Genomic DNA, 23077 nt, shown 5'->3' with positions numbered 1-23077 from the left:
AAAGATAGATTCGTCATATTTCAAAGGACTTCAGTCTGGATGGCATTTATTTTAACGCAATATTAACACTGCCATTCTCTTGTGCTAACCCATTGACCACTTGACCATTGAGCAATCTTACACGAATATTTTGCCCAGCGGTGGCATTATTAATCGCGCGTCCCTCATATTTCACCGAAAAATTATCCCCATTGGCAAATACAAATACGGTTTGCCCAGCTTTAATCGCCCAAGGTTGCCTAACCATTGATTTGGTGAATGTTTGTCCTGCAGTAATTGTGCGTAGCACAATTGCGCCCCGCAGCGCCATTTTGTCCGTACTGGCTCCAGTTGGTAATTTGTGTAGCAGGCCTTTTTTGGTTCCGATATCAACAAATTCAATCGTTTCACCGCGGCTTAAATTACGAGTTGCAACATAATATTGTCCCGTCACATTAACTGTGAGCTGCAAAAACTGTTTTTTCTTCCCACATTGCACAGGTATCGACACATTTCCCATGTTGCGTCCACCAATAGGCGGGCTGATCTGCGGTTTATCACAGTTTGGCCATTTTTCAATCGGTGTTTTTATCTCAATGGAAACGTGGTTGTTTTTGCCATGCACTTGACGAAAATAGTGATTGATATCTTGTGGAAGAGAGGCTTGAGATAGCGTTGGAGTTAAGCTTAATCCACTGATTATTATGCAATAGGTCAATTTCTTAAGATTAGCCATCGGGTTACTCGCTCCTTTATCAACACACTTTTTCACGCTTGCAGTTTACCCACCTCTTTCATAATGAATGAGCCAAATAGGTCAATTATTTTGCCTTTATCCCGCCATTAGATTTTTTCGTAGACCGCTAAGATATGCACGTCGAATTTTAACTTTCGTACTCTCTTGATGGGTTTTGCCTAATTGAGGGAGCGAATATAACGAGCGTTCGTAGTCAACATCGCTATACATCCATTAAGGATCATCATGATTGATAAGTTAAATGCCACGTTTGCCTTCCAGCAGCAGGCGTTGTCAATACGTGAAGCTAGGCAAACTGTTTTGGCTTCCAATATTGCTAATGCGGACACACCGGGTTATCAGGCGCGGGATATTGATTTTAATCGTCAACTCCAACAAGCGATGGATAAAGGCGCTGTGAATGGCAAGGGGGTGGCACTGGCGGTGACAGCCAAAGGTCATATTGAAGGCCGAGGTATTAAGGCACCAAATATGGATTTGAAATACCGCGTCCCTTACCAAACCTCAATGGATGGTAATACCGTCGATATGGATATTGAACGCAGTCAATTCGCCGATAACACCCTGAAATATCAGGCTGATCTTACATTTATTAATAGCCGCGTTAAAAGCATGTTGGCTGTTTTACAGCAAGGGTAATCATTATGGCCTTACTGAGTATTTTTGACATTTCAGCTTCTGCATTAACTGCCCAGTCTCAGCGCTTAAACGTCAGTGCAAGCAACATGGCTAACGCAGAAAGTATTGCGGGGCCTGATGGGCAGCCGTATCGCGCTAAACAAGTGGTTTTCCAGATGGCACCACAAGGCCGCCACGAAGTGGGTGGCGTAAAAGTCAGTGAACTGATTGAAGACCCAGCACCACCACGTATGGAATACAAACCTGGTCACCCTTTAGCGGATGAGAAAGGGTATGTGCAAATGCCTAACGTAGATATGGTGGGGGAAATGATCAACACCATTTCGGCCTCTCGTAGCTACCAAGCCAACTTAGAAGTGATGAATACAGCAAAAACCTTGCTGCAAAAAACACTGACTATTGGCCAGTAACGGAGGTATGACATGGGGATTGCAGCCACGATGTACGATTCTTTGGACAACACTACCGCAGGGCCAGAACCTGCGGCAAGTAATGTGCCTAAGAAAAGTCAAAGTGATGATATGCGTGACACTTTTTTGAAAATGATTGTGACGCAAATGCAAAACCAAGACCCAACGAACCCGATGGAAAATACCGATTTAACCAGCCAATTGGCACAAATTGCCACGCTGGAAAGTATGAATAAACTCAGCGATAACGTGAGTGGTATTTCCCAACAAATCGGCTCAGGGCAATCACTACAAGCTACCGCTCTGGTGGGCAAAGGCGTACTTATTCCGCGTAATGAAATTGTTTTAGCTCCGCTTAAAAAAGAGAGTTCAGGCGAAAATAGCACGGTGACGAAACCATCGAACCCGTTACCCGATGAAGGAATTAGTCCAAACAGCCCATCTACCGCAGCGTTGAGCAATCAAAACACCTCTGAAGAGGACGGCGAAGAGCCAAAATCTGAATTTATTTCATCGCCATTTGGTTTCTTTTTACCGAAATTGGCCGATAGCGTTGAAATCACTATTCGCGACAAAAACAAAATGGTTGTGCGAACCATCACCTATGACTCTGAAGTTAAGCCCGACATTTATGACATGGCATGGGATGGTTTGGACAACAACGGCAATTTAGTCACCGATACGAAAGGGAAATATTACTTTGATGTGAGAGCTATCAGAAACGGGGCTGAAGTTGAGGTCACGAAACTGGGCTATACCCGCGTCAATGGTGTCACACCAGGATCTGACGCGCCATTATTAGATGTTGGCATCGGGCAAAGTGTGCCTCTTAGTAGCATTTTCAAAGTTTACCCTTCTTCTTAATTTTTACCCCCAATACTCATGGAGAAAATATGTCTTTTTCACAAGCAGTCAGTGGCTTAAATGCAGCGTCAGCGGGGCTCGATTCAATTGGTAATAATATTGCCAACTCCGCAACTAACGGCTTTAAAGGTGCAACGACATCATTTGCGGATATGTTCGCAGGTTCGGGTGTTGGCCTTGGTGTTAACGTTGCTGCGGTTACGCAAAACTTTAAAGACGGCCCAATTACACGTACAGATAGACCAACTGACGTGGCGATTTCAGGTAGTGGCTTTTTTCGCGTTCAAGATAAAAATGGTGATACTTACTACAGCCGTGATGGCCAATTTTTGCGTGATAAAAGCGGTAATTTAGTCAATAACCAAGGCATGGTGGTGACAGGTTACCCAGCCAGTGTCGATGAAAAAGGCAATGTCACCATTCAAAGCGGTGGCGTGCCTGAAGGATTAAACATCCCAACGGACATGATGGATGCGAAAAAATCTGAACTTGCCAAGTTAACCATTAACTTGAACTCAGAAGACAAAATCAAAGATAAAGCCTTTGATGTTGATAAGCCTGATGATTCATCAACCTATAACTTCAGCACCACAATGACGGCGTATGACAGCCAAGGTAATACCCATGAAATCTCCGTGTACTTTGTTAAAAATGCGGACAACGAATGGACAGCTTACGCAAAAGATGCAAGTGATAAGTCTGCAAAAGAACTTGGCAAATTAGAGTTTGATGGTAACGGCAAGCTAAAAGATGCGGATAAAGCGACATTTCCTTTCAACTATAACGGCTTAAACGGTGCGGATGACGGCGTTTTAAACGTTGATTTATCGAAAACCCGCCAACAAAAAGTGAGCGAGTCCTCCGTCAGTGCCATTGATGTTGATGGTTTCCCCGCGGGTGAATACACCAGCTTCAAAATTGAAGATAACGGCTTAATCGTTGCGAACTACTCAAACCAACAAAAACGCGTGGTTGGGCAAGTGGCGCTTTCTGCGTTTGCGAACCCGAATGGTCTCGTTTCCCAAGGTGGCAACGTATGGGCATCTTCAAACGCATCGGGCAACCCGATGGATGGCGTACCTGGTGTAGGGCAGTTCGGTAAATTAACCAGCGGTGCATTGGAATCTTCCAACGTGGATATGAGCCAAGAGCTTATCAGCATGATTGTGATGCAGCGCAATTACCAATCAAACGCGCAAACCATCAAGACGCAAGACCAAATGTTACAAACTTTGGTTAACTTACGATAAGCCTAGAGGGTGGCCATGGATCACGTCATTTATACCGCAATGGGGGGAGCGCGTCATGCGCTTGAGAACCAAGCGGTGGTTTCCAACAACATTGCTAATGTGTCTACCGCAGGGTTTAAAGCGCAGCTCTCTGCCATGCGCGCAGTGCCCGTGAATGGGGATAGCGCGCAAACCAGAACCTTGGTGGTTTCTTCAACCCCTGGCGCGGATATGAGCCAAGGGCCGCTGAACTACACAGGTAAGCCAACAGATGTTGCGTTAAACGATAAGCATTTTTTGGCGGTTGAATTAGCCGATGGCACAGAAGCGTATACCCGAAATGGGAATATCCAAATTTCGGGCGAAGGTGAGTTAGTGATTGGTGAACGCCGTCTGCAAGGCGATGGCGGGCCAATTAACGTCCCGCAAAATGCAGAAATCACTATTGGCATGGATGGCACCATCACCGCATTGCTGGCGACGGATCCGCCAACTATGTTGGGGCAAATCGGCCGTTTGAAAGTGGTTGAAGCGCAGCCGCAAGACTTAATTCGCGGGGAAGATGGGCTATTCCATTTATCCCCTCAGGGGCAAGCCGCGAATGGCAATGTATTGCCACTGAGTGACCGTGCGGTTGTGACGTCTGGTGTGATTGAGGGAAGTAACGTCAATGCAGCCGAAGCGATGGTGTCGATGATAGCCAATGCAAGGCATTTTGAAATGCAAATGAAGGTGGTTCGCAGTGCGGATGAAAATGCCCAACGCGCCAACCAATTGCTTGCCGTCAGCTAAATTCAGTAAGGAATAATTATGATCCGTTCATTATGGATTGCAAAAACTGGGCTTGATGCTCAACAAACTAACTTAGACGTGATTTCCAATAACTTGGCGAACGTTAGCACCAATGGTTTTAAACGCCAACGCGCGGTTTTTGAAGATTTAATGTACCAAAATATTCGCCAGCCAGGGGCGATGAGCTCTGAACAAACCTCTTTGCCATCAGGGCTACAACTGGGGACAGGGGCACGCCCCGTTGCGACTATGCGTATTCATGGTCAAGGTGCATTGAATAAAACGGGCACCACAACGGATATTGCCATTAAAGGCCAAGGTTTTTTACATGTACAAATGCCTGACGGCACAGACGCTTATACTCGTGATGGGGCATTACAGCCTAACCAAGATGGCCAGTTAGTCACCTCCAGCGGCTATCAAATCGTTCCTGCGATCACCATCCCAGATAATGCCAACAGTTTAACGATTGGGCGTGATGGTACGGTATCTGTCACCGTTTATGGCGATAGTCAACCTCAGCAAATCGGCCAAATTACGCTGACAACCTTCATTAACGATGCAGGGTTGGAAAGTATGGGGGAAAACCTCTATATGGAAACAGCGAGCTCAGGTGCGCCGAATGAAAGCGCGCCAGGAACCAACGGAGCCGGTCTGCTTTATCAAAACATGCTAGAAACCTCTAACGTGAATGTCGCCGAAGAGTTGGTCAATATGATCCAAACTCAGCGTGCTTACGAGATTAACAGTAAGGCGGTTTCTGCATCAGACCAAATGCTTCAGCGTTTAACGCAACTGTAATTGGTTTTGTATAGGCGCTCATGGGGTTCCTGTGAGCCCTATGAAAGACATCTCTTTGGGATGAACAACGTACACAGCAGCAAAAGAGTAGCATAATGATTGAAAGCGGCCTTATTTCCCAACAGCAAAAAACAGCGTTGCAGATGCGTTTGACTGCACCTAAACAGGTATGGTTACTTGCCGTTTTGGTTTTAGCCACCAGCGGTTGTGCTCACATTCCATCTCGTCCGTTAGTGGATACACAAACGACGGCTATTCCTTCTGCCCCTACAGCACCTTCCCCAAACGGTTCGATATTTCAAAGTGCCCAGCCTGCTTATTACGGTTATCAGCCGCTTTTTGAAGATAGGCGACCGCGTAATGTTGGCGATATTCTAACCATTAATTTGCAAGAAAATGTCAGCGCCAGCAAAAATTCCTCTGCCAATGCGAATCGCAGCGGTAAAACGGGGTTCCTTGCCGCGATATTACCTGGCTTTATGCAAGGGTGGATCGGTGGCAACAACACCGAACTGGATATCAAAGGAAACAGTGACTTTAGCGGTAAAGGTGGTGCAAATGCGAATAACACCTTTAAGGGAACCATTACGGTGACCGTCGACCAGTTACTGGCGAATGGCAATTTACATGTAGTGGGTGAAAAACGCATCGCAATTAACCAAGGCACTGAATCTATTCGTTTTTCGGGAGTGGTTAACCCACGAACTATTGGCTCAGATAACCATGTGAGCTCCACACAAGTGGCGGACGCTCGCATCGAATATGTTGGCGATGGTTATATCAACGAATCGCAAAATATGGGCTGGCTACAACGCTTTTTCTTAAATGTTTCGCCTTATTAATTAAACATTAGCGAGTAACGGCCGAGAGAATTCAATGAAAAACAACGTATTAATTTTGCTATCACTGTTTTGCTTTTTTACCTTTTCGGCGCACAGTGAGCGTATTAAAGATTTAACCACCGTTCAGGGGGTGCGCGATAACGCGTTGATTGGCTACGGTTTAGTGGTGGGTTTGGATGGCACGGGTGACCAAACCATGCAAACGCCGTTTACCACGCAAAGCTTAAATAACATGTTATCTCAGATGGGGATCACGGTGCCACCTGGCACGAATATGCAGCTTAAAAATGTGGCAGCGGTGATGGTCACGGCGAAACTGCCGCCTTTTGCACGTACAGGGCAATCGGTGGATATCGTGGTGTCTTCTATGGGGAACGCGAAAAGTTTACGTGGTGGCACACTCTTAATGACGCCATTAAAAGGCGTGGATGGACAAATTTATGCCATGGCACAGGGTAATATCCTCGTGGGTGGCGCAGGGGCAAGTGGTGGCGGTAGTAGCATCAAAGTTAACCAACTTAACGGTGGGCGCATTACTGGCGGGGCGACTATTGAACGCGAGCTGCCAAGCAGTTTTGGGCAAAGTGGTGCTATTAACCTGCAATTAAACGAAGACAGCTTCACATTAGCGCAAGATATCGCAGACGCGGTCAATCGTATGGGCGGGATGGGAACGGCTAGCGCATTGGATTCTCGTACAGTGCAATTATTAGTGCCTGCAAACAACCGAGACCAAGTGCAGTTCCTCGCTCGGGTACAAGAGCTGAATGTTCGCACGCCAATGGCAGAGGCCAAAGTGATCTTAAATTCACGGACGGGCTCAGTAGTGATCAATCGCAGTGTAACACTGGAAAGTTGCGCGGTAGCTCACGGCAGTTTGGCTGTCACCGTGGAAAGACAAACTCAAGTTAGCCAGCCAGATACACCGTTTGCGGGCGGACAAACTGTGGTAACACGTAACACCAGTGTCGGCGTACAAGACCGCGGTGGCGCGTTGCAAAAAGTCAATGCCAGCGTGCAGCTCAACCAAGTGATTCAAGCACTGAATACATTAGGGGCAACACCAAACGACTTAATGTCGATTTTGCAAGCGATGGAAAGTGCAGGCTGTTTACGTGCGAAACTGGAGATTATCTAATGGGCGATATGCAGCTATTGCAAGGTGCGGCGTTCGATTTACAGTCGCTAAGTCAGTTAAAGGGCGAATTGAATAAAAACACGGAGCAAGGGCTGCGCCAAGTCACGCAGCAATTGGAAGCAACATTTGTCCAAATGATGCTAAAAAGCATGCGTGACGCACTCCCACAGGATGGCCTATTTTCCAATGACCAAACCCGTATGTTGACCAGTATGTATGACCAACAAATTGCCCAAGACCTCTCCCAAAAAGGGTTAGGTTTTGGGGAGATGATGTACCAGCAACTGACGCGTGATCAACACACGTCAAGCGTCCCAAATTCCAACAGTTTATTGCCATTTGATGAAAAAACGGTGCAATCCTTACCGCCATTTAATATGGAACAGATGATGCGCCATTTTGCCCCGATGGGGGATGCGCTTTCTGCACCTTTGAAAAAAATCAAAGCGTTATCCCTTAACAGTAGCAACTTTATTAGCCGTTTGATTGAACCTGCGAAAGCCGCCAGTAAAGACACTGGTATTTCCCATTTGCTGGTATTAGCACAAGCAGCGCTGGAAAGCGGTTGGGGGCAAAGGGAAATATTAAAAATGGATGGGAAAACCAGCCATAACTTATTTGGTATTAAAGCAGGGAAAAGTTGGCAGGGCCCTGTCACTAATATCATGACGACGGAAGTGATTAACGGCCAAACGATCAAAATGCGCGATGATTTTCGTGTTTATGGTTCATATGAAGAGGCCATTGCGGATTACATCAGTTTATTGACGGATAACCCACGCTATAAAGACGTCAAAAAAGCACCAACGCCTGAAATTGCGGCACGTCGTTTACATCAAGCAGGTTACGCCACAGACCCAGGTTATTCCGATAAATTAATCACCTTAATTAATCAAATACGAGGCAACCAGCCTGCGGCAAATACTTCAGCATCACGTGCTGTACAGGCTTATACCATCGACTTAAATGATATTTTCTAAAATACAGAATTTATACGTGTTAGGGCTAAATAATTACGTCGATTTTCCGATAACTAAATATGCTCTAAATAATTTGAGTTGCTATCGCCGACATTGTGTCAGCCAATGAACGCGATACGCACCCAGAACAGGAAAGCTTATGCTGAACAATGTAATGAATAATGCGCTCAGTGGTGTGAATGCTGCACAAGGCGGGCTAAGTGTGATTTCTAACAACTTAGCCAACGCTGGTGTGGGATATTATCACCGCCAAAGTGCTGTTTTCGGGGAGAATCCCGGTACGATGACACCGAGTGGCTATTTTGGTAACGGCACGTATTTCAGCCATGTTCGCCGTGAGTTTGATGAATTTATCAATGCACAGTACAGCCAAGCGCGTGCGCGCAGTGGTGACTACGAAGCGTACGTTAAAAACTGTAATAAAGTCGATGATTTGCTAACCAATGATATCGAAGATATCTCCAGCAATATTGGCAGCTTCTTCACGTCATTAGATGCGGCAACTAGTGATGCCAGTGATAAAACATTAATTGATGTTTTTCTTGGTAACTCTAATGCGTTGGTGAGCCAATTTAAAGAAGCAGACAGACGCTTACAAGAAATGGAGCGTGATGTTAATCGCCAAATCGAAAACAAGGTGAAAGACATTAACATCTACGCTGAGAAAATTGCAGGTTTAAACCAGCAAATTTCCCGTGTGCGTTCTGTCAGTGGCTCGGAACCTAATGACTTGCTTGATGTGCGAGATCGTTTAGTTAACGAAGTAAATTCGTTAATTGGCGTCAAAGTGATTGAGCAAAATGGCAACTATAACGTCACGTTTGCGAATGGCTTGCCATTAGTTACGGGGGAAAAAGCAAACCGTTTAGAAGCTGTGCCATCATCAAAAGATGATAGCCGCTTTAGCATTGGTTTTGTTGGCGCAAATGGCCAAGCCCGTGAAATTCCTGATGAATCTTTCCGTGGTGGAGAGCTCAGCGGTATCTTGCGTTCACGTCAAGATGTTATCGACCCCGCGTATCAAAAACTCAATAAGCTTGCGCTAGTTTTTGCTACCAAATTCAACGAAGTCCACAGTAAAGGCTATGATGCCAGTGGTAAAACGGGTGAGAACTTCTTTGAAATCGGTAAAGGCAATGTGGTGAGCAATACTCACAACACAGGCAAGGCTGATTTCGACTTAAAATACAGTGATGTTTCCAAAGTTACTGGTAGCAACTATGACATTCGCTTTGGTGATGATGGGTGGAGTGTTACGCGCTTGCCTGAAGGCACCAAAGTTGCTTTAGATGATGATTCAACCGCGACGACACTGAAATTTGAGGGTATTGAAATTAATATCAGCAACAGCAGCGCGCAAAAAGGGGATTCATTCCTCGCGAAGCCTGTCAGTGGCGTGATTAATGGCATGCAAACGTTGATCAGCGATGCAACAAAATTTGCCGCCGCGGGCAGCAAAGACAGCGGCCCTGGTGATAACGAAAACATCAAAGAATTGGTGAAGTTACAAGACCAAAAACTGATTGATGGCGGCTCAACGTTTTCTGATTTCTACGCGACGTTAGTCAATGATGTCGGAAGCAAAACCAAACAAGCGCAAATTGACTCTGAAACGCAAAATAAAATGACAGAGAGTTTCTATGAACAAGAGCAAGCTATCTCTGGCGTGAATATGAACGAAGAAAGTATTCAAATGCAAAAGATCCAACAATTTTTCAATGCCAATGCGCAAGTGTTGAAAACCGTGGATGATTTGTTTAATGCGCTGATGCGTGCATTCTAAGTTTTAGCGATATAATAAGGATTTAGCGATGCGTTTAAGCACAAATATGATTTATCACCAACGCCTACAAGATATGAATAATTCCCAAGCGCGTTGGATGGAAGCAGGTAGCCAATTAGCATCAGGTAAGCGAGTTAGCAAACCGTCGGATGATCCACAAGCATCATCTCAAGCGGTACGAATTAACCAATCTGAAACTCGCAATCAGCAATACGTGACCAGCCGTGGATTTGCGAAAACGGGTATGACATTACAAATGAGCATTTTGACTCAGATGACGGATGTCACCACACAGATTGATACCACGATTATTCAAGCTTCTAACCAAGGTGCTTTGAGTGATAAAGACCGCAATACATTAGCGGAGCAGTTAACAGGTTTGAAAGAACAACTGGTGGCATTGGGGAATTCCACAGACGGCAATGGGCGCTATATTTTTGCAGGTTTTAAATCGGATAAACCGCCTTTTGAAATTAACGCCGATGGGGATGTGCTCTATCACGGTGGTGATAAAGCGGTAATGCAGAATGTCTCCAGCGACCGTGAAATGACCACTTATTTCACAGGTGCTCAGGTATTTGATACAGACAGTAGTAATGTTGTGAATGTTTTCAAAGCATTAAATGTAGGTATTGACGCGTTAAAAATTCCACAGCAAGATGCACCTCAAGCGGATTTAGACCGTGCGCAAGAAGGGATGGATGAAGCCAACCGTGGCATTAAAGCGGCACTAGACCAAATTTCCAATATTGAAGCAAAACAAGGCTTACAACTACAAGAAATTGATAAGTTGGATTTTTTAGCAGATACGCGTTCAATTCAAAATGCTGCTCGTAAAAGTGAGTTGCTTGAGACTAACTGGACAGGCACCACCACGGATTACTATAAAGAAAAAGCGATGTTTGAAGCCTCACAAAGTATTTTCAAAGATTTAAACAGCATGTCTTTATTTGGTAGTCGTTAATCATCTAATACTTGAGTTCTACTCAACCGCGCTTTGCCGTTATTGGAGCGCGGTTTTTTTGTTTTTGGTGATTTTTGGGATCCAATGAAGAATGCTTCAACGAAGTTGTGCTATCTTAAATTTACCCTTTGTTTTTCGTTCTTTAAAAAAGTATCTTAAAACAATATGTTATAAACTGAGTGTAAAAAGAAGGTATTTTCTTGTTTTTATCGGTAACAGGTTGTTGTGATTCACTTTACTTATCATATTTTATAGTTCACTGCCGTATAGGCAGCTTAGAAAGTATTGCGCAAAGAATGCCGCTCGATTTATAAGTTCACTGCCGCATAGGCAGCTTAGAAATCTGTAAAAATCAGGAACAATTACATCAACACGTTCACTGCCGCATAGGCAGCTTAGAAAACCCATCACCACATCACCTGTCAAATCAACGTGTTCACTGCCGCATAGGCAGCTTAGAAAAACAGCCAGGCTGAGGCCTCAGTCATGTAGAAAGTTCACTGCCATACAGGCAGCCTAGTGCTACGGCTTAGAAGGCCGTTGCTTACAATAAAATCTATTCACCTCATCCTATTCACTGATCAATTATTAACTCCACCTATTAATAATTGATATTTATTTAAGCGAACTTCTTTATTAGGTTAATGATGCGTTTAACGCGAGATATATCTTGCTACTATCACTCGATAGCTTAGAAATGAAACAAGATACGGGTATTTATCACTGCCATGTAGGCAGTTTCGAACATAGTAGTAAACCTGAAAAAAGAGACGGGTTTTAACTACTTTAATGAGGGGAATTATATGGAAATTATCATCAATTTTTCTTGGGTTACATTAATTATCAGATTCACAAAGTGGTACTGATAATGAACTAATGCTGATTGACCGAGTATCGACACTCAAACAAACAAATTAAACATCAGCGAGAGCTGCTCAAATGCTTGGTGGATAAGCCGTTCGGTGTAGCGGGGGAGAATTGAAATAATCAACCCTAACATACTGATGCCAATGGTCAGTGTCAGTGGGAAGCCGACCACAAATACCGACAGTTGTGGAGTCATACGGTTTAAAATACCCAGCGCAAGGTTAAGAATTAAAAATAAGGTAATAAACGGTAAGGCTAACATTAACCCATTAATAAATATGGTATTGGCGAATTGAACGAATACCCAAAAACCATCACGATTTAATGGTGCGGTTTGAATTGGGATAAGCTCAAATGAATTGACCACAATATAAATAAGCCACAAGTGCCCATCGAAAGCGAGAAACAATAAAATGGTAATTACATTGAAAATACGCCCTAAAATTGGCATGTTTGGGCCGCCAGTTGGGTCAAAAAAGGTGGCGAACGACAACCCCATTTGCAAACCAATCACTTCCCCTGCATGACGAACTGCCGCAAATGCCATCTGCATGGTTAAGCCCATTGCGATGCCAATCACCATTTGTTGCACTATCACCCACAAGCCCATTGCCGAAAATAACGGAATATTTACGACGGGAAGTTGCGGCGAAACAATCAAGACAACAAAAAAGGCAAGGGCGACACGAACCTTGGTAATGGCTTGTTTTTCATTGAAAAAAGGCGCTGTACCCAGCAGCGCTAAGAGGCGTATAAATGGGTAAAAACCTTGGCTAAGCCAGAGGGTCAGGGTTTCGCTGGTAATGGTTAGCATCGTTAGCCAATGATGAAGGGTAAATTACTAAGCAAAGTGCGCATGTAGTCAATCAGTAGATTGAGCATCCACGGGCCAGCAATAATGATCACCGAAATCACGGATAAAATTTTGGGAATAAAAGATAACGTCATCTCATTAACTTGGGTGGCAGCTTGTAACAGGCTGATAATCAAACCTGCTGCGAGGGCGGCAAGTAATAACGGCGCTGCTAGCATTAGTGCGATTTTCATCGCTTCTGTTCCCATCGCCATTACGGATTCAGGTGTCATAATTGCTCCTAATTAAAAAAGCTTTGCGATAATGAGCCAAGCAATAATTGCCAGCCATCGACGAGAACAAATAACATCAGCTTAAATGGCAATGAAACTGTTGCTGGGGGAACCATCATCATCCCCAATGCCATCAAGACGCTGGCGACCACTAAGTCGATGATCAAAAACGGAATGAAAATCGTAAAGCCTATTTGAAAGGCGGTTTTTAGTTCACTGGTAATAAACGCAGGGACTAAAATACGCAGCGGTACATCTTTGGCTTCTTGGATATCTCCCACCTTGGCGATACGTGCAAATAACGCAAGGTCAGATTCGCGCGTTTGCCCTAGCATAAATGTACGTAACGGTGCCGTGCCTTTTTCCAGAGCTGTCTCAAGGCTGATTTTATCTTCGCTAAAAGGCTGATAAGCTTCACGATAGACTTGGTCTGCAACAGGGGACATCACGAAAAAAGTCAGAAACAGCGCTAAGCCAAGCAGCACTTGGTTAGGTGGGGCAGATGGTGTCCCTAACGCATTTCGTAGCAAGCCCAGCACGATAATGATGCGTGTAAAACTGGTCATCATTAACAGTAGTGCGGGGATAAAGCCTAATAACGTTAAAAACAGCAAGGTTTGGACGGGTAACGACCAAGTTTGTCCGCCATCAGCTAAACTGTGGCTGATGACCGCAGGTAACGCTGCAAAAGCGGAATGGGGTAAAGCAAACAGAAGCGCAGCAACAAACAACGCGTTTTTTACAAGTGACATGCGAGCTTCCGATTACTTATACAAAGGAGTCACTGACGCTGCATGGTTCGCAGCATCTTGTTTTTTCTTGAAAACAGATTGAAACGTCAGTGGTTCATTTATTGAAACGGGTAAATGCTCAGTTTGTACAGGGTATTGATGTAGCACATTGATATTTTGCGCCGTCACCCCAAGAACTAAACATTCATTATTCACTTCGACCACGACAACCCGTTCTTTATTACCTAATGAGCAACTGCTTTTGACTTTTATCAGCGAGTCTTTGCCAAATTTTTTCGGGGCGAATCCCAGCTTTTTAACCAACCAAGCACCTGCGAGGATCAGCAAAATAATGCCACCGAGTGAACCTGAAATTTGTACCAAGCTATCATTTTGGTTAATGGCTGGTGCATTCGGCTCACTGAGCGAAATCGTATTGGATAAAAATGGCGCTGTTTGCGGCTGCGTTATGGGTTCGATTTGCGAAAACATTGTCATTGGCAATTGCCCTTGTATTTTAACGACTCAAGCGGCGCATACGTTCTGAAGGCGTAATGATGTCAGTAATACGGATACCGTAATTATCTGAAACTACGACAACTTCACCCTGCGCAATTAAATAGCCGTTGATTAAAATATCCAGAGGTTCGCCCGCTAAACCATCTAAAGACACCACAGAGCCTTGGGATAAACTCAGCAGTTTTTTAATGGTCATTTTGGTGCGACCTAGCTCAACCGACAGGCGAACGGGAATGTCCATAATCATGTCGATATCGGAGAGCTGATTTAATGGGTTTTGCCCATCAAAGTTATCAAAAGCCTGTGCACCAGCAGAGGCGGATTCCGCTTTTTTTTGCTGTTCTAACGCTTCAGCCCACAGGTCTTCACTGTCGTGATTGGTTGATGCATCAGGAGAGTTCTTCGCCTCACTCATTGGTACTTTCCTCATCTAGAGTGTTTAAAACAGGGTTAATCAAATGTTCTACACGCAACGCATATTGGCCATTTTGAGTGCCGTATTGACTGGTCAACACAGGTACGCCATCGACATTCACCATTAGGCGGTCTGGCTTCTCAATGGGGATAACATCCCCTTTTTGCAGTTGCAGTAAGCGAGAAATTCGCATTGGAATGTCAACAAAGTTGGCAACCAACTCAAGTTCAGAACGTTTAACTTGGGTCACAAGGTTAGAGACCCATGCTTCATTTTCCTGATGCCCTTGCTCCACGGGTGGGTTGATTAAACGCTCACGCAATGGCTCAATCATGGCAATAGGGATACAAATGCTGAATTCACCCACCGTGTTGCCAATCTCAACTAAAAACGGTGTAGTCACGACAATGTCGTTTGGTGAAGTGGTGATATTGGTAAATTTAACTTGCACCTCAGAACGTACATATTCCACTTCGATATCAGCAATGGGCTTCCATGCATCACGATATGCGCCCAGTGCTAATTTCAACATGCGGTTAATAATACGTTGTTCCGTATTGGTAAACTCTTTACCTTCTTGGCGAACAGGGAAACGACCATCGCCACCAAATAGGTTATCCACAGCGATATACACTAACGCGGGTTCGAAGGTAAATAGGGCCGTGCCTCGCAAAGGTGGCATATGAATGAGATTTAAGTTCGTTGGCACGGGTAAGTTGCGAGCAAATTCATGATAAGGCTCGATTTTAATGCCACCAACGGTGATGTCTGGGCTACGGCGTAACATGTTAAACAGCCCCATGCGGAACTGACGGGCGAAACGCTCATTAATGATTTCAAGGGATTGCATTCGCTCACGAATAACCCGACGTTGGGTATTCGGGTCATAAGGACGAACGTGGTCTTTCCCTTGCATTTCAGGTGCAGGCGTGTTGCTTGATGGCGCATCATCATTAAGAAGCGCATCAATTTCAGCCTGAGATAAAATATTATCGCTCATGAATATTACCGCAGAATAAAAGTCGTAAATAACACATCTGAAATATCCTGATCGGTATCGCCAGGGATCAGGGTTGGGGTGAGCGTTTGCTTAATTTCTTTCATTAGCTGCAACTTACCATCATGATTTTCAATGTTTTTGGCTTTTTGCTCAGACAAAAGTAGCAGTAAGCGACTGCGAACTTCAGGAAGGTATTCATGAAGTTGCTTGCGAGATTTTTCATTCGCAAGGCGCAATGTTACGTGGATATAAAGCACGCGGTCAGGGCCATCAACACCCGCTAAGTTCACCGTAAAGGGCTCTAATTCCATAAAAATTGGCTGCGGCATATTCGGGCGCTTTTCGTCCTCACTTGCCGTTTGAGTGTCTTGCTGTGTCGTCCACCAGGTGTACCCACCAAAACCAGCACCCGCGAGGGCAACAAGGGCGAACAGAATGAGTAACCCTTTATTCGAACGTTTAGATTCTTTGCGTGACGACATGTTAGCTGAATTCCTGTTTCTTGGATGCTAAACCCAAATGGGTTTTTTCTTTATGATCTCTAGCATTATGGCTTGCTTGCTGAGAGTTAAAGGAGTGAAAAACGAAACAAAAAGGCGGTAACTCGGCGCTTTAGTTGTGAAATCACCGCATTTTGTTTATTAATTATGCAAAGGTACTGATACCACCTTGGCGCACTTGGGTGGTTTTAGCCGAAACAGTGGCATTGGCTTCACTGATGCCAACTACGCCAACCGACGGATGTGTTGCTTGAATTTGCCCATCACGATGCTGTTGTGAGCCTTGTTGCGAACCATCGGATTGGTGGTTTAAGTTCTCCTGCCCAACAGAACCTTGTGCCAGATGAATGCCACTTTCTTGTAGCGCACTGCGTAGCACTGGCATCATCGACTCCATCGCTGCGCGAACATGGCTATGAGGCGACACAAAATGCATCACCGCTTGGTTATCTTCGATACGTAAATGCACATTGAGTGAACCTAATTCTTCAGGGTGTAAACGAATTTGTGCTTGGGAAACCCCTTGGCGTGAGAAAAACAGCATGTGCTGGCTTAACTGCTGTTGCCATGCTTCACTGCCTAGTTGACTGGTTAAATGCAGGGTTGGCGCTGCTGTTGGCGCATTCATCGCCGCAGCTTGAACCGTTGAGGTCGTTGGCATCATACTGATTGGCTGCGTATTGGTATGGTGCGAGGCGCTGGAGGTAAATGCTCCCGTGTCCGTTTGCAAGGTAAACGCGCCTTTTGCTGTTTGGCTTAACGTTTCGTTCGTTACTGTTTGCATGTTAGCAAGGGGGTCTTTGTCGCTAACTTTTTTGTTTAACGGCATAAAGTCTTGAGTTAGGTTTTTCCCACGGACATCTCGTGGGTTATCAAGTGCAAAAAGCGGTTGATCGCGGCGCTCTTCTTTTTCATTCTTAATCACGGTGCCTAAAGCAGGGGCTTCGTCTTCACCCGCTAATTGCAATTGCGACCCTTCAAGGTGCTTGCCATCATCAGGTAACACATCATGAGTACCTTGGTTAAGCTGCTGCATGCGTTGGGTAAATGCCCCAAGCGTGGAGTGAGTTTCTGGCGGCGTTAAAGGTTTCACCGTTAATTGCGCTTGATTGCTTAACGATTGCTTTAAGTTATTGAGCCAAGATTGCTCATTGGCTTCTTTACCTGTTAATAAATCAGCATTCAATGCAGTTTGTACACTATCTGGGCGCAAATTACGGCTAAAGTTCAGTTGCTCTATCGTGTTTTCCGCACTTTTTTGCAAGACACTCGTTGGCTCAGCGTTTTTTTCATTTGCACTGGTCAGTTTATTATCGACAATCTCTTTGTTGACAGATTTTTCGTCGATAGGCGGGGTAACCGTGCTTTCTTTAGGGGCAGGTTGTTGGTTATCCAACACTGCTTGGAAAGGCAGGGCGGGTGCTTGGTTTTCATCAATGCGTGATTCATTTTGTTGCGCGTTATTGTTTTTAGCTGGCGCAAGTGTTGGTACGCTATTGGCGTTGATGTCCATCTATTGTGGTCTCCGTAAAGTCGCGCGTTGAGCAAATTCATCCATTTGCTTTTGCTCTAAGCGATTTTGACGTTGGTATTCAGTTTGTTCAGCGCGTTGAATTAAGGTATCGAATGCATTGACGCGTTGTTGTTTTTCTTGCCAATGGCGGTTGGCATCGTTAACGCGTTGTTCCCATACATTAAGCTGCTGCTGTTGCTGTTCGATGGTCAGCTCTAAAGTGACCAAAAACTGTTGGTAATTCTGCCATTTGTCTGATGCCATCCCGCTGTGTAGCGTTTGGTTTAGCTTTTGTCGGTATTCAGACTGGTAGTTTTCCAACATATGTAGTTGTTGCGCCATTTGCGTGTGTGTTTGGCGCACTTGAGCTAACACTTTTGCGGCCTCTTCAGAGGCTTCCTCAGCTAAGCTGAGTAAAGTTGTCAACGCATTGTTTTTGGCCATTTATCCTCTCATTACTCGTTGGGAACAACTTGCATCAGCTGTTCGCAAGCGGTTTGATAGTCACAACGCTCATCAATATCTTGCTGTAAAAATGCCGACATCCGTGGGTAATACTGAATAGCGGTATCCAACATGGGGTCGCTCCCCATGGCATATGCCCCCACATTGATTAAATCGCGGTTACGTTGATAACTAGACGTTAACTGTTTAAACCGCTGAATTTTTCGATAATGTTCTTTGGGAATTAATTCGGTCATTGCACGGCTAATAGAGGCTTCAATATCAATAGCAGGGTAATGCCCAGATTCGGCTAAAGAGCGAGAAAGCACGATGTGACCATCAAGGATCGCGCGGGCAGAGTCTGCAATGGGGTCTTGTTGGTCATCCCCTTCGGTCAAGACGGTGTAAAATGCGGTGATTGAACCGCCATTTTTACCGTTCCCCGCACGTTCAACTAGCGCAGGCAGTTTAGCGAAAACAGACGGTGGATAGCCTTTTGTCGCAGGTGGTTCGCCCACGGCAAGGGCAATTTCACGTTGTGCCATACTGTAGCGGGTGAGTGAGTCCATAATCAGCAATACGCTAAGGCCTTGGTCGCGAAAATATTCGGCAATACGCGTGGCATAAGAGGCACCTTGCATACGCAAAAGCGGCGAAACATCCGCAGGTGCAGCAACCACAACGGCACGTTTTAAGCCTTCAACCCCTAAAATATTTTCGATAAAGTCTTTAACTTCACGTCCCCGTTCACCAATTAAACCAACGACGATAATATCGGCTTGAGTAAACCGCGCCATCATGCCAAGTAGTACACTTTTACCAACCCCTGATCCAGCAAACAAGCCCATACGCTGCCCGCGCCCAACGGTGAGTAAGGCATTGATTGCGCGAACGCCCACATCCAGCACACTGCTAATCGGCGTGCGTTCTAATGGGTTGATGGGGGGCGTGATGAGCGGTGCACGGGTTTTCACTTCTAAAGGCCCCTTACCATCAAGGGGAGTGCCTTGGGCATCCAATACACGGCCTAACAGTTCATTACCAATCGGCAGTAAGCGGCTGGTTTGCCCATCCTCACCCGTTGATTGTGCATATACGCGGGCACCAGGGGCTATTCCTTCAAGGTCAGCGAGTGGCATCAGTAGCATGCGAGGGCCATTAAAACCAACCACTTCGCAAACTACCTCATCCGTGCCACCATTGATGGCGCGTTCAATAAAGCAGGTGGCACCAAGTGGCATTTTTATACCTTCGGCTTCCATCACCAACCCCGTTATTTTGGTTAAACGGCCATAACGGCGCACCATCGGGATCCCTTTCATCCGCGATTCTAAATCGTCAAGCGAGGCAATCCAGCGTCCCAAACGTGCGGTCATGAAAGGCTCTCCGGTGCATATAAACGGCATAACTCTTGCCAACGGGTTGCGACAGTCATATCGATTTCACCATCTTCGGCGACAACACGACAGCCACCTAAGTGCAATTTCGGGTCAGCTACTAAGCGCCAACCGTGTAGGTTTAATAATGAGCCAAGATGCTGCTCTATAAGCTCAAAGTGATTCGGGTTGACGTGCAGCTCAGGTTGACCTGCAAAGATTGGTTTTTGTTGTAGTAAATGGCTGATTTCTTCAAGTAGGGCCGTGCCATCGCAAACGGTGGATTGCCCCAGCACTTGTTTCGCTGCGGTTAAGGCAATTTGCAATAATTTGGTTGTTACCACCGTATCGAAGGTATCGAGGGAGTAATTAAACTCCGACAATAATTTCTGCCAGGTTTCAATAACAGGTTGCTGTAAAGCAAGTGCTTGCTCACGCCCTTGCTCTTCCCCAGCCCGTAAACCTTGTTCAAAACCTGCTTGGTAGCCTTCTTTTTGGCCTTTTTCATAGCCTTGTTGAAACCCAGTGCGTTGGGCGTCTTCTTTAATATTATCCAGTAGGTTAATCTGCTCTAACACTTCTTTGGGCTCAAGACATGGCACTTTGGGTGTGTCAGGCTCAGGGACATCACTTAATGATGGGATAGCGGATGCGTTCAGCTCCCATTGATTAAGTTCACGTAATTTCCATGGCTGCCATTGGTCATGAGTCGGTTTTGTTTTAGACATACACGTCGTCTCCACCACCGATGGCGATTTCGCCTTTCTCGACTAAGCGGCGAACAATAAGCAGGATAGCTTTTTGCTCGTTTTCCACTTGGGACATACGCACCGGTGAGCGGGATTCCAAATCGTCGCGAACAATTTCCGCTGCACGCGCTGCCATATTGTTGAGGAAGTGGTCGCGCAGAGCTTGGTTGCTGCCTTTGAGGGCAATAACCAGCGAGTCGGTAGACACTTCTTGCAAAATACGTTGAATGCTGCGGTTGTCCACTTCGATAAGGTTTTCGAACAGGAACATTTCATCAATGATACGTTGTGCCAGTTCGCCATCGTAGTCACGCATTGCATCGATAACGCTTTCTTCTTGCTGGCTCTTCATCAGGTTGATAATTTCGGCAGCCGTTCTTATGCCACCCATTTTGCTGCGTTTGAGGTTTTGGCCATCCAGCAAATTGTTTAACACTTCGGTCAGCTCGGCAAGTGCTGCAGGTTGTACGCCACCGAAAGTCGCGATACGCAGCATAATATCGTTGCGTTGGCGTTCTTCGAACAACTCCAAAACATCGGCAGCCAGGTTGCGTTTTAAGTGAACCAAAATCGTGGCGATAATCTGTGGATGTTCATCACGGATAATATCAGCAACGGTTTGTGGCTCCATATAGTTGAGGCTTTCGATACCTGAGGTGGTTTCTTGTTTTTCAAAGATATCTTCAAGCAGGCTCGCAGCACGCTCTTCACCTAGCGCCTTGATAAGGACAGAGCGTAGGTAGTCATTGGTGTTAATGTTCAGCGCCGCAAATTGAATTGCCGACTCTTCAAACTCGGTGAGGACTTCCGCCAGTTCGTTATTGGAGATCTGGCGCATGTTAGACACCGCCATACTCAGCTGCTGAACTTCTTTTGGATTCAGGTGTTTAAATACTTCTGCAGCCTGATCTTCGCCGAGTGTCATTAACATCACGGCGCTTTTTTCTGTTCCACTTAAACTCATTACGCTTTTCCTAACCACTGACGGATAACCATTGCCACGATTTGTGGGTCTTTTTCGGCCATTTCGCGAATGCGTTGACTTTGGATTTCAGCGCTAACACGTTGGCGAGTGAGACGGCGGCGAGTTTGCTCATCCATGTCTTCGTTAATTTCTTCGTCTACCACAAGTGGTGTTTTCATCTGCGTTGCTACAAACATTTCTGCATCAGTTTGAGCTTGTTGCGTTTTACGGTATTTAACCCATTGCGGTTTGATACCAAAACGCCACATAAACCAAGCAATTAGGGCAATAAGCAGAATTTTGCCGTAATCCAGTAACTGGGCGATAAATTGCGGGCTTTCCAGTAACGACGGTTCAACTTCAACTGGCGTGTCATTCGTAAATAACGAGTTGGTGATATTTAACGAGTCGCCACGTGCAGTGGAGTAGCCCATTGCTTCACGAGTTAATGCTTCAATTTGCTGCATCATCTCAGGCGGCAATGGCTTCATTTCTGCGCCATTTTCACCTTCTTGTGAATGGTAATTGACGATAACTGCGACCGAGAGCCTATCGACTACGCCAATTTGCCGTTGGGTATGACTAATTTTGCGATCCACCTCGTAATTGGTCGTTTCATCGCTTTGCGAGTTAGTCGTGTTATTACGGTTATTGGTGGTTTGCTGTGCGTCTTTATTGTCTTTATTTGTTTCAATTGGTGCAGTTGGTGCACTAACGGGTTGGTTTGATAACGCGCCTGGTACGCCACCTGTTCCGCCATTGTTATTTTGCATACTTTGGCTGTTTTGGCGGGAACGGATAGCGGCGCTATTTGCTGCTTGGTTTGGTTTATATTCTTCTGAGGTTTGTTCTACCTTGGAGAAATCCATTTGTGCGGTGACTTGTGCATGAATATTTGCACGGCCCACTAATGGAGAAAGAATATCTTCAATGCGCTGTTTAAGATGGGATTCCATCTCTTTGGTCATTTTAATTTGCGCGCTGTTAGCGGATTGCTGGCTGTTATCGTTATTGGTGAGTAAGCGACCCGCTTGGTCAACAATAATGACATTTGTTGCTGTTAGCCCAGTGACACTGCTCGACACCATATGGACGATAGCGCTAATTTGCCCTTCATCAAGCATTCGGCCAGGCAATAAACCTACGGTGACTGAGGCGGTAGGCAATTTTTGCTCACGCACAAATAAAGTAGGTTTAGGGATAGCTAAATGCACTCGTGCACTTTGGACAGGGCTGAGTGACTCAATTGTGCGCGATAACTCACCTTCCAGCGCACGCTGGTAGTTAATTTGTTCGCTAAACTGGCTAATACCAAACTGTTCTTTATCCAACAGTTCGAAACCTGTGTTCCCCCCTTTGGGCAAGCCTGACTGGGCCAGCTTTAATCGTAACTCATGCACTTTATCGGCAGGTACTAAAATGGCGCTACCATTATCGGCGATTTGATAAGGGACGTTCATCTGCGTTAGCTGACCAACAATGTCGCCACCATCCTTAGCACTTAAGTTGCTAAGCAGGACACGGTAGTCGGGGCTACGTAACCAGAGCAGGAGGGCAACGATAATTGCGATGGCAGCAGCGGCTGCAATCATTAGCGGTATTTTAGGATCGGCTTTAATGTGGTCAACCATTGAGGCAAACCCTTTTTTAGCCTCTCCTGTGTCTTTAGATGCGGCACTCATAAATATTCCCTGCTTGGCAGACTACTAGACGGATGAAAATACTTTTGGTGAAA

The 23077-nt window shown here is 45.5% G+C and carries 25 protein-coding genes; 11 read left to right on the top strand and 14 right to left on the bottom strand.

What is annotated here, in order from left to right; all coding sequences use genetic code 11:
* Positions 1-46: 46 nt before the first annotated feature.
* Entirely contained in the window at positions 47-715 is a 669-nt protein-coding gene (flgA, locus tag AABS66_RS03340) for a flagellar basal body P-ring formation chaperone FlgA (protein WP_206083845.1), read from the bottom strand.
* 246 nt (positions 716-961) lie between these two features.
* On the opposite strand from flgA, the gene flgB reads away from it, so the two are divergent.
* The 11 genes from flgB to flgL all read left to right on the top strand — a co-directional run bounded on the left by flgB (position 962) and on the right by flgL (position 11178).
* Positions 962-1375, top strand: a complete 414-nt coding sequence (gene flgB, locus AABS66_RS03335; RefSeq protein ID WP_206083846.1) for a flagellar basal body rod protein FlgB — start codon at positions 962-964, stop codon at positions 1373-1375.
* Between the two features lie 5 nt (positions 1376-1380).
* Complete coding sequence (gene flgC / locus AABS66_RS03330) at positions 1381-1785, top strand: flagellar basal body rod protein FlgC (RefSeq protein ID WP_047755990.1); 405 nt, start codon at positions 1381-1383, stop codon at positions 1783-1785.
* 12 nt (positions 1786-1797) lie between these two features.
* The gene (locus AABS66_RS03325; RefSeq protein WP_206083847.1) at positions 1798-2649 is read left to right on the top strand and encodes a flagellar hook assembly protein FlgD; all 852 of its coding nucleotides are present in this window, start codon (positions 1798-1800) and stop codon (positions 2647-2649) included.
* Between the two features lie 29 nt (positions 2650-2678).
* Positions 2679-3899, top strand: a complete 1221-nt coding sequence (gene flgE, locus AABS66_RS03320; RefSeq protein WP_206083848.1) for a flagellar hook protein FlgE — start codon at positions 2679-2681, stop codon at positions 3897-3899.
* A 15-nt stretch (positions 3900-3914) separates the two neighbouring features.
* Positions 3915-4670: a flagellar basal body rod protein FlgF gene (locus tag AABS66_RS03315; RefSeq protein ID WP_206083849.1), complete on the top strand. Its 756-nt coding sequence runs from the start codon at positions 3915-3917 to the stop codon at positions 4668-4670.
* Between the two features lie 18 nt (positions 4671-4688).
* Positions 4689-5471, top strand: a complete 783-nt coding sequence (gene flgG, locus AABS66_RS03310) for a flagellar basal-body rod protein FlgG (RefSeq protein WP_206083850.1) — start codon at positions 4689-4691, stop codon at positions 5469-5471.
* A gap of 143 nt (positions 5472-5614) precedes the next feature.
* Positions 5615-6313: a flagellar basal body L-ring protein FlgH gene (locus AABS66_RS03305; protein WP_241016843.1), complete on the top strand. Its 699-nt coding sequence runs from the start codon at positions 5615-5617 to the stop codon at positions 6311-6313.
* Positions 6314-6347: 34 nt separating this feature from the next.
* Positions 6348-7451, top strand: a complete 1104-nt coding sequence (locus tag AABS66_RS03300; protein WP_206083852.1) for a flagellar basal body P-ring protein FlgI — start codon at positions 6348-6350, stop codon at positions 7449-7451.
* Positions 7451-8431 (top strand): flagellar assembly peptidoglycan hydrolase FlgJ, encoded by a 981-nt coding sequence (gene flgJ / locus AABS66_RS03295; RefSeq protein WP_430224564.1) that lies wholly within the window; start codon positions 7451-7453, stop codon positions 8429-8431. The genes AABS66_RS03300 and flgJ overlap by 1 nt, the downstream gene beginning before the upstream one ends.
* 139 nt (positions 8432-8570) lie before the next feature.
* On the top strand, positions 8571-10214 hold the full coding sequence (gene flgK, locus AABS66_RS03290) for a flagellar hook-associated protein FlgK (protein ID WP_272573703.1): 1644 nt from the start codon (positions 8571-8573) through the stop codon (positions 10212-10214).
* A 28-nt stretch (positions 10215-10242) separates the two neighbouring features.
* Positions 10243-11178, top strand: coding sequence for a flagellar hook-associated protein FlgL (flgL, locus tag AABS66_RS03285; RefSeq protein ID WP_430224563.1), 936 nt, complete (start codon positions 10243-10245; stop codon positions 11176-11178).
* Between the two features lie 901 nt (positions 11179-12079).
* Here the strand turns inward: flgL and fliR are convergent.
* From fliR to fliF, 13 genes are all read right to left on the bottom strand, one after another.
* Positions 12080-12859: a flagellar biosynthetic protein FliR gene (fliR, locus tag AABS66_RS03280; protein ID WP_117162049.1), complete on the bottom strand. Its 780-nt coding sequence runs from the start codon at positions 12857-12859 to the stop codon at positions 12080-12082.
* Between the two features lie 2 nt (positions 12860-12861).
* The gene (fliQ, locus tag AABS66_RS03275) at positions 12862-13131 is read right to left on the bottom strand and encodes a flagellar biosynthesis protein FliQ (protein ID WP_206083863.1); all 270 of its coding nucleotides are present in this window, start codon (positions 13129-13131) and stop codon (positions 12862-12864) included.
* Between the two features lie 8 nt (positions 13132-13139).
* The gene (fliP, locus tag AABS66_RS03270) at positions 13140-13883 is read right to left on the bottom strand and encodes a flagellar type III secretion system pore protein FliP (protein WP_206083864.1); all 744 of its coding nucleotides are present in this window, start codon (positions 13881-13883) and stop codon (positions 13140-13142) included.
* 12 nt (positions 13884-13895) lie between these two features.
* On the bottom strand, positions 13896-14360 hold the full coding sequence (fliO, locus tag AABS66_RS03265) for a flagellar biosynthetic protein FliO (protein ID WP_272538679.1): 465 nt from the start codon (positions 14358-14360) through the stop codon (positions 13896-13898).
* A gap of 19 nt (positions 14361-14379) precedes the next feature.
* Positions 14380-14796: a flagellar motor switch protein FliN gene (gene fliN, locus AABS66_RS03260; RefSeq protein ID WP_004255621.1), complete on the bottom strand. Its 417-nt coding sequence runs from the start codon at positions 14794-14796 to the stop codon at positions 14380-14382.
* Positions 14789-15796, bottom strand: a complete 1008-nt coding sequence (fliM, locus tag AABS66_RS03255; protein WP_206083866.1) for a flagellar motor switch protein FliM — start codon at positions 15794-15796, stop codon at positions 14789-14791. Before fliM ends, fliN begins: the two co-directional genes overlap by 8 nt.
* 5 nt (positions 15797-15801) lie before the next feature.
* A complete protein-coding gene (gene fliL / locus AABS66_RS03250; RefSeq protein WP_206083867.1) occupies positions 15802-16278 on the bottom strand; it encodes a flagellar basal body-associated protein FliL in 477 nt (158 codons plus the stop codon).
* 163 nt (positions 16279-16441) lie between these two features.
* Positions 16442-17809, bottom strand: a complete 1368-nt coding sequence (locus AABS66_RS03245; RefSeq protein WP_430224562.1) for a flagellar hook-length control protein FliK — start codon at positions 17807-17809, stop codon at positions 16442-16444.
* Positions 17810-18253, bottom strand: coding sequence for a flagellar export protein FliJ (gene fliJ / locus AABS66_RS03240; RefSeq protein WP_047756920.1), 444 nt, complete (start codon positions 18251-18253; stop codon positions 17810-17812).
* Positions 18254-18264: 11 nt separating this feature from the next.
* Positions 18265-19629 carry a flagellar protein export ATPase FliI gene (gene fliI, locus AABS66_RS03235; protein WP_206083869.1) on the bottom strand — a complete coding sequence of 455 codons (1365 nt, stop codon included), beginning with the start codon at positions 19627-19629 and terminating at the stop codon, positions 18265-18267.
* Positions 19626-20357: a flagellar assembly protein FliH gene (gene fliH / locus AABS66_RS03230; RefSeq protein ID WP_206083870.1), complete on the bottom strand. Its 732-nt coding sequence runs from the start codon at positions 20355-20357 to the stop codon at positions 19626-19628. The genes fliI and fliH overlap by 4 nt, the downstream gene beginning before the upstream one ends.
* Positions 20350-21342 (bottom strand): flagellar motor switch protein FliG, encoded by a 993-nt coding sequence (fliG, locus tag AABS66_RS03225; RefSeq protein WP_206083871.1) that lies wholly within the window; start codon positions 21340-21342, stop codon positions 20350-20352. Before fliG ends, fliH begins: the two co-directional genes overlap by 8 nt.
* Positions 21342-23024 carry a flagellar basal-body MS-ring/collar protein FliF gene (fliF, locus tag AABS66_RS03220; RefSeq protein WP_430224561.1) on the bottom strand — a complete coding sequence of 561 codons (1683 nt, stop codon included), beginning with the start codon at positions 23022-23024 and terminating at the stop codon, positions 21342-21344. Before fliF ends, fliG begins: the two co-directional genes overlap by 1 nt.
* Between the last annotated feature and the right edge of the window lie 53 nt (positions 23025-23077).

Source organism: Providencia sp. SP181 (genome assembly GCF_050446505.1).
Lineage (GTDB): Bacteria > Pseudomonadota > Gammaproteobacteria > Enterobacterales > Enterobacteriaceae > Providencia > Providencia vermicola.
This window is presented reverse-complemented; position numbering and strand designations above follow the sequence as displayed.